General features: G+C 65.3%; 7 protein-coding genes. 4 read left to right on the top strand and 3 right to left on the bottom strand.

The window, feature by feature from the left end:
* The 3 genes from GCN75_RS06745 to GCN75_RS06735 form a co-directional block, all read right to left on the bottom strand.
* The coding region (locus GCN75_RS06745; protein ID WP_152281909.1) for a hypothetical protein at nucleotides 1-694 on the bottom strand (694 nt) is incomplete at its 3' end.
* A gap of 27 nt (nucleotides 695-721) precedes the next feature.
* The gene (locus tag GCN75_RS06740) at nucleotides 722-1762 is read right to left on the bottom strand and encodes a hypothetical protein (protein ID WP_152281908.1); all 1041 of its coding nucleotides are present in this window, start codon (nucleotides 1760-1762) and stop codon (nucleotides 722-724) included.
* Nucleotides 1759-2523 carry a hypothetical protein gene (locus GCN75_RS06735; protein WP_152281907.1) on the bottom strand — a complete coding sequence of 255 codons (765 nt, stop codon included), beginning with the start codon at nucleotides 2521-2523 and terminating at the stop codon, nucleotides 1759-1761. The genes GCN75_RS06740 and GCN75_RS06735 overlap by 4 nt, the downstream gene beginning before the upstream one ends.
* A gap of 200 nt (nucleotides 2524-2723) precedes the next feature.
* On the opposite strand from GCN75_RS06735, the gene GCN75_RS06730 reads away from it, so the two are divergent.
* The 4 genes from GCN75_RS06730 to GCN75_RS06715 all read left to right on the top strand — a co-directional run bounded on the left by GCN75_RS06730 (nucleotide 2724) and on the right by GCN75_RS06715 (nucleotide 7241).
* Nucleotides 2724-4103, top strand: coding sequence for a caspase family protein (locus GCN75_RS06730; RefSeq protein WP_152281906.1), 1380 nt, complete (start codon nucleotides 2724-2726; stop codon nucleotides 4101-4103).
* An 85-nt stretch (nucleotides 4104-4188) separates the two neighbouring features.
* A complete protein-coding gene (locus GCN75_RS06725; protein WP_152281905.1) occupies nucleotides 4189-5013 on the top strand; it encodes a hypothetical protein in 825 nt (274 codons plus the stop codon).
* A 178-nt stretch (nucleotides 5014-5191) separates the two neighbouring features.
* A complete protein-coding gene (locus GCN75_RS06720; protein ID WP_152281904.1) occupies nucleotides 5192-5923 on the top strand; it encodes a hypothetical protein in 732 nt (243 codons plus the stop codon).
* A gap of 52 nt (nucleotides 5924-5975) precedes the next feature.
* Entirely contained in the window at nucleotides 5976-7241 is a 1266-nt protein-coding gene (locus tag GCN75_RS06715) for a DUF6445 family protein (RefSeq protein ID WP_152281903.1), read from the top strand.
* The last annotated feature ends 59 nt before the right edge of the window (nucleotides 7242-7300 follow it).

Below are 7300 nucleotides of genomic sequence, written 5' to 3'. Positions count from 1 at the left end.
TGCCCGCCTTCGGCGCGGCGGCCGGCGCAGGGGCGGCGGCCGGGGCGGCGGGAATCACGCGTCCGCTGTCATTGCCCGGCACGGTGGCGATGGCGGGACCCGTGGCGCGCAAGGCATCGTCGGCAAACGGCTGCGCGCGCGTATCGACGCCGGGCGGCACGGGCACGCTGGCGTTGAGCAAGCGGTTGTCCGTGTAGATCATGCGCGACAGGCGGTTGTAGTTGGGAAAATCGATATTCAGCGATTTCGCGTCCGCCGCCAGTTCCACGCGGGGGCGGTCCTGGCAATTGCCCACCGTCCACTGCAACACGTCCGTGCCCTGGAAGGCCAGCACTTCATAGCGGTAGGCGCAGTTGCGCTCCTGGGTTTCCACGATCACCACGGTGCGCTCGCCCACGTTTTCCACGCGCGCCACGCGGGCCGTGATGGCATTGGCCAGCGGCACGACGCGAAACGCCTGCGACAGCTTGATGGAATACTTGCCCTGCGGGTCCTTGCGCAAAGTGCCTTCCGTGCCGTCGCGCAAGCGGAAGGTGGACAGCGGCGTGCCGAACAGCTCGGCAGTATCGAGGCCCATCATCACGCCGCCACGGCCGTTCGGCGTCATGGCACAGCCCGTCAACAGGACGCCGGCGGCCACGCCAGCCATCAGCTTGCGCCAGTGCGAAGATGCAAAATTTTTATACGTTGCCATACTTGATAACTTTCTCTTATTTCAGAATCAGGGATTGATGACGGCCAGCGGATTGCCCGGACCCGGCGGCGGCAAGACTTTGCGGCGGTCGCGCGACAGCACAGTGAACGCGCCCAGGGTGTCCGGCCCCGCGACGATTTCCAGCTGCTCGCGCTGCAGCCAGGTGCGGATTTCCGCCTCCGTGGCCTCGGCGCGGAACAGCACGCGCGTGCGCACGCCCGTCTCGACGCCGCTGCCGCCGTTGCGGAATTCCGCATTGCCGACGACGGCGTTGTCCTTCGGCAGGAACAGCCAGGCCGATTGCACCACCATCACGCTGGCGGCCACGGCCGTGACGACCTTCAGCCAGCGGTTGGCGTTGGCCGCTTGCTTGGCCGCCGGCACCAGTTTCACGGCAGCAACATCGCTTGCAGGCGGCGCCACAGCGATCTGCAACTGCTGCAGCCCCTGGCGCAGCAATTGCCGGTAGGCCACACGGCCATCCTTGCCCAGCTCAGTCGACAAGGGCGTGCCCGTCAGCGCATAGCCGTCGCCGGGCAAGGCCACGCGGGCAATCACGCCCGGCGCCGCCGGCGCCGCATTTGCGCGGCCGTGCAGCTCCAGCCAGCGCGCCGCCTGCAGGCGCTCCTGGCTGAACACGCCCAAGCAGGCGCCCAGGTCCGCCACGGCCAGGGTCACCGGCATGTCGCACAGCACCAGGCCCGCGCGGGGATCGGCGGGTGCGTCGCGCTCTTCGACGACGAGGCCGCAGGCGTCCGCATACGACGTGTCGGGCGTGACGAGCCAGCCGCGCCAGCGCTGCTGCGCGCCGTCCCAGGCATCGAGCAGCACGGCGCCAAAGCCGGGACAGCGCGCCAGCACATGGATCTGTCCGCCCGCGATGGGCCGCGCGGCCAGCGGCGCCGCATCGCTGCGGCGCGCAAAGCGTTGCATGACATGGTCCGGCACGGCAATGCCGCGCCAGTCGGGGGTTGCGCCCGCCACGTCCGACTCCAACAGTTCGGCGGAAGTCGGCGGCGACGGCAAGCGGGCGGCAACGATGGTCAACGAGGGCGTCAATGCAGTCATGCCGGTGGCCTTTCATTCGGGTTCGACGGCGTGGACACGGGGTCCATGTGCAGGGATAACGCGGCCACGCACAAAATATCCAAAACTATCTGCGCCGCCTGCAGGTCGCGCGCGGCCAGGGCATCGCCCACGCGCAGCTTGAGCAGGCTCAAGACCCAGCTGCCCAGCAGGGTGGCGCGGTGGGCCGGCTCGACCACCTGGCGCCCGGCACTGTCGGGATCGCCCTTCTGCCTGTGCACGAGGCCCAGCTTGCCGCCGTGGTAATGCGCGGAAGCAATCTGCTCGGCCAGTTCCTTGACGGGCATGCCGCCGCAGCCGCAATGGCGCAGCAGCAAGATCAAGTCGCGGGGCAAGGTGGCGATGAACACGTCGGCCGCGGCGCGCACCTGCTGCGGCGTGAGCTGGTAGTCGCGCAACGGTTCCGCATACGCATCGGGCGCGCGCAGCTCGCAGCCGTCTTGCGCATCGGCATCTTCCTCAATCCGCTGCTTGCGCAGCTGATCGATGATGAAGCGCTTGAAGTACAAAAACAGGGCGCCGACGTGGTGGGGCGCCGCCTCGCTGTCGCCGTGCAGGACTTTTTCAATGAAGAACTGGTGGCGCAAGTCGGCCAGCGAATCGCCCAGCGACGCCGCTTCACGGGGGCGGCACGGCGTCAGCGCGGCGATGACGCGCTGGTAAAACTCGCCCAGTTCGCCTTGTGTCAGCTGCGGGCGGCGGGTCCAGAAAGCATGAATCCGTTCAAATTGTTCCGATTGCACAGCCGGTCCGATCGAGTGTTGGGCGCCACGCGCCACTGGCCGGCGGCAATGCGCACGGGCAGACAAGCAATGCGCTGGCCAGACATGAGAACAGACAAGAGAAACTTGTCAGTAAGGTAAAATGCATTTAGGCAATTTTCTCATATCAGAGTGGAAATCGCTAACTTTTGTTACTCACACGACAATCCCCCGAGACCCCGATGCATCGCCTGATTCCCCTGTTTTTCAGCCTCCTCTTTTTACTGGGCAGCAACGTGGCGCACGCCGCCGTGCCAGCCACCATGCCAGCGGTGCCCGGCAAGCGCATCGCGCTGGTGATCGGCAACGCGGCCTATCCGCAGCCGTTATTGAATCCAGTCAACGATGCGCGCGCCATGGCCGAGCGCCTGCGCCGCCTGGGCTTTGAAGTGCTGTTGCGCACGGATATCAATGCGGCGCAGCTGCAAAAGGCGTCGGCCGAGTTTTCCACGCAGGCGCGCGGCGCCGATATCGCCCTCGTGTTTTATGCGGGCCACGGCGCGCAAGCGGGCGAAGCCAATTATGTGCTGCCGCTGGGCGCCAACATGACCGCGCTGAGCGCGTCCGCCATTGCGGCGCAGGGCGTATCCGTCGCCAGCCTGGCGGGCGACCTGCAGCGCACGGGCGCGCGCGGCGCCGTGCTGATCCTCGACGCTTGCCGCCAGGAATATACGCGCGGCGGCCCCATGGCGGTGCCCGGCGGTAACGCGGCCAGCCACGGCTTTGCCGATACGGCCGCGCCGCGGGGCGTGGTGATCGCCTATTCGGCGGGGCCGGGTGCGCTGGCGCGCGATTTCTGGTCGCCCGATTCGCGCAACAGCCCGTACACGAGCGCCCTGCTCGACGCGCTCGACGCCCCGGGCTTGCCCATGGGCGAAGTGTTTTCGCAGGTGGCGGCGCGGGTGGCCGCCATGACGCACGATGTGCAAAAGCCCCGCGTGTCGTTCGGCGAAACGTCGGCCCGCCTGGTGCTGAACATGGGCAGCGGCAAGGGCGTCAGCCCGCCCTCCGCCGGCGTGCTGGCCTCGGGCAACAGCGGCATGCGCGCGCCAGCGCCAGCCATGGAAAAGCCGGCCGTCCCGGGCGCGAAAGTCTGGCCAGGCAATGTATTACAGGACATCAATTATGAAATCCGCATGCAGATCGCGGCCCGCCCGTTTCCCCGCCAGCAGCTGGAAAAGCGCGCACGGGGCGGTGACCTGGTGGCGTTGACGGCCCTCGGCTATGGCATCGGCGGCGGCGATGCGGGTGTGAAACAGCCGAAGGCGGGCATGCAATGGCTGGAAAAGGCGGCCGCCAAGGATTTCCCCATTGCCCAGACCTACCTGGCGGAATTGCTGATGGTCAAAGGCGACCCCGCCTCGCTGAAACGGGCCGGCGTGCTGCTGGACGCCGCTTCGCAAGCGGGCTACAGCCCCGCCCATGCGTATAAATTCGACCTGGCGCGGCGCACGGGCGCGCCGCCGCAGGATGCGGCCCGGCATTTGCAGGACGCTTTCATGGGTTTGATGAAGGATTACCAGGGCGCCGCCAAGGACCTGATGCAGCCGCCCAAAAAATAATTCAAAATAATTTTGGATTTCCCTGAACTGGCCCCGTTATCCGGGGGTACATGCAATACAGCATGACAGTGACCAGGGAAATCCCATGCAAGCATCCAGCCCAGCAACAATCACCACCGGCCAACGGGGCCGCATCCTCGCCTACCAGCCGAGCGGACAAGGTTCCGTCAGCGTGGCCGGCATCCAACATGCCTTCGACGTGGCCACCCATTGGCGCTCGGACGTGGCGCCCGCCATCAACGCCGTCGTCGACGTGCGGTTCAACGAGGCAGGCGGCCTCGCCACCGTCAGCGCCGTGGCGGCGCAGCAACTGGCGCAGGAAGAGATGGCCGGCGCGGCGAAATTGGCGCGCGACAAGGGCCAGCAACTGTGGGGCCAGGCCGTGTCGGCGCTGGGCATCAAGGTGCTGGCCAGCCTTGGCGTGCTGATCGCCGGCGCCTTTGTCTTCAACACCATCGGCATCCGTTTGTTCACCTCCGTGTCGCGCACCTATTGGCAGCTGCTGGGCCTGTCCGCGGACAGCCTGGAAAGCTTTGCCCGCGATGGCGGCAGTGGTTTCACGTCGGCGCAATTCTTCTTCCTGCTGGCCATTGCCGCCTGCTGCGCCACCATGGCCAGCAGCCACCCGAAAGCGGCGCTGGGCAAGTGCGCGCCCCTGCTGTTCATCGTCATCCACAGCAGCTTGCTGTTCATCAAGATCAAGGGCGCCGTCAGCGACGCGGGCAACGCCATGGGCGGCATCATGGGCAGCCGCGCGGCCCGCATGGCCGAGCAGATGGCCAGCGAAATGCTGGGCCAGGTATGGCAGGGACTCTCGTTCGGCATCGGCTTTTATTTGGTGCTGGCAGCTTCCATCGTCCTGGCCGCCTACGGCGTCGGCGAATACAAACGCTTAGGAGGCAAGCACTGAAAACCTACTGCGCAGCCCACTTCCGGGTCGGCGTTGCTCACCGTACATAAAGTACGGCTCCGCTACTCAACCCGGCATTGGGCTTGCTCGCTACGGTTTTCAGCGCTGCCGTGACTTTCGTCACTCTAAAAAAATTAAAACCGCCATTGCCGTTTAACTCATCTTTGAAGGAAATATCATGATCCGTACCCTGCCCGCCCTGTTCGCCATCGCCGTGATCCTGTCCGCCTGCGGCAAGTCCGACACCGCCGCGCCTGCCGCTTCGGCCCCCGTCGCCGCGAATGTCGCCGACCTGGCCGCGAAAGCCCAGGTGAAAGCGGCCGCCGCCAGCCTGCCACAGGGGGAGCCGGCCACCCCAAGCGCCAGCTATGTCGACATCACGAGCGGCAACCAGTTGATGTACAGCTACATCGCCCTGTCCGGCGTGCCGCCCGACTATGCGGCCGTGGCGCAGCGCATCTCGCGCGAATATGCGGGCAGCAACGACGCCTTCCGCAAGCAGGAAGTGCTGGACGCCCTGAAACCGCAGATCGACGCCAAGGTCAATGAGGCCAAGACGAAGCGCTACCTGCGCTACCAGATCAATGGCCAGGGCGCACTGTCGCCGTACGCGATGGACAAGGCCGCCTTCCCCGCCAAGTTCGCCGAAGCGGGCACGTATTACTACATCTACGACAACGGCGACTACAAGCTGGCCTTCACGAATGGCGACGGCTATTCCTTGCTGAAAGTGGACCAGGAGGCGGCGCGCAAGATCGAAGCGGCCCGCAGCGGCTACAAGGACTTCGCCATCGTCGTGTATGCCTACGCCCAGGAAGCGGACATGGCCAGCAATCAGGTCAAGGCGCAGATCGTCAAGGTGGCGATCAAGCTGAACGGGCAGGAAATTCCTGTGCAGCAAGCGCTGTAAGCACCGGAGCCTTTGCGTTACACTGTTCGCCACATTGCATCGGGATAGCGACATGGGCGAACAGACACTGGCGGAACAACATCTGGCAAACGGGCAACGGCTGCAGCAGGCGGGCAAGCTGATCGAAGCGATCAACGCCTACCAGGCCGCGTACAAGCAGGACCCGGCCCTGGCGGAAGCCCAGCATTTCCAGGGCCTGGCCATGCTGGAACTGGGCCAGGGCGCCATCGGCCTGGGCTTGCTGAAACTGTCGCTCAAGCAGCAGCCCGACAATGCCCTGTTCCACTACAACCTCGGCAATGTGCTGCGCGGCACGGACAGCGAGGGGGCGCTGGCCAGCTACGCCACGGCGGCCCGGCTGGCGCCGCACGAGCACGACTTCGCCATCAGCCATGCGGAATTGCTGTTGGGCAAACAGCGGCTGATGGAGACCATCGCCGAACTGGAACGTGCCCACGCGCTGCGCCCGCAGCGCTGGCAAACCCTGCAGGGCCTGGCCGAGCTGTATTACCGCACGGGACAGCAGGAACCGGCGCTGGCCCGCTATGCGCAAGCCCTGGCGCTGCACCCGGCGCTGGCGCAAACGTGCCGCATCGGCTTTGCCAGTCCGCAAGCGGAACATCCCGAAACGTTGACGACGCTCAATGCCGTAGACACCCTGCACGATTTTATCCACGAAACGGACTTGCACATCGTCGACGACTTCCTGCCCGACCCCGCCGCCTGGCGCGCGCAGGCATTGGCGTTACCGTTCGAGCAGCAGCGCTATGCGGGACAGAATTATCCGGGCAGCCAGACGGCGGGCCAGCCCTGCCAGGCCATCATGGAGCGCATCGCCACGGCGCTGGGCCGGCCCATCCGCTTCATCTCGCCCGACAACGGTTCCTGTCGCCTCAGCTATGCGGACGCCATGGCGCGCACGGATATCCACGTGGACAATGAGACGGGCAACAATTTCAATTTCTATGCGGGCGTGCTGTATCTGAACCCGCCCGAGCAATGCCAGGGCGGCACCACGTTCTGGCGCCACCAGCCCAGCGGCTGGTACCGCAGACTCCCCGAAGCGGACGTGAAGGCGGGCGGCTACGCCAGCTTCAAGGATTTCCAGAAACGCTGGTTGCCCAACAGTAAAGTGCAGAAATTCAACGACTTACAGGAACAGCGCGACAGTTGGCAAGCGCTGCTGGAAGTGCCGATGCGCCACAACCGCCTGATCGTCTACAAGGGACATTATTTCCACTCGATCAGCAATGTGTTTGGCGACACGCCGGAGAATGGCCGGCTGGTGCAGCTGTTTTTCTTTGAGGTGCCCGATTAAGCATGCTGTGCGGGTATTGTCGGATTACGCCCTGCGGGCTAATCCAACCTACCTGTCAC

The sequence above is a fragment of the Janthinobacterium violaceinigrum genome, assembly GCF_009208555.1.
Classification (GTDB): Bacteria; Pseudomonadota; Gammaproteobacteria; order Burkholderiales; family Burkholderiaceae_D; genus Janthinobacterium; species Janthinobacterium violaceinigrum.
This window is presented reverse-complemented; position numbering and strand designations above follow the sequence as displayed.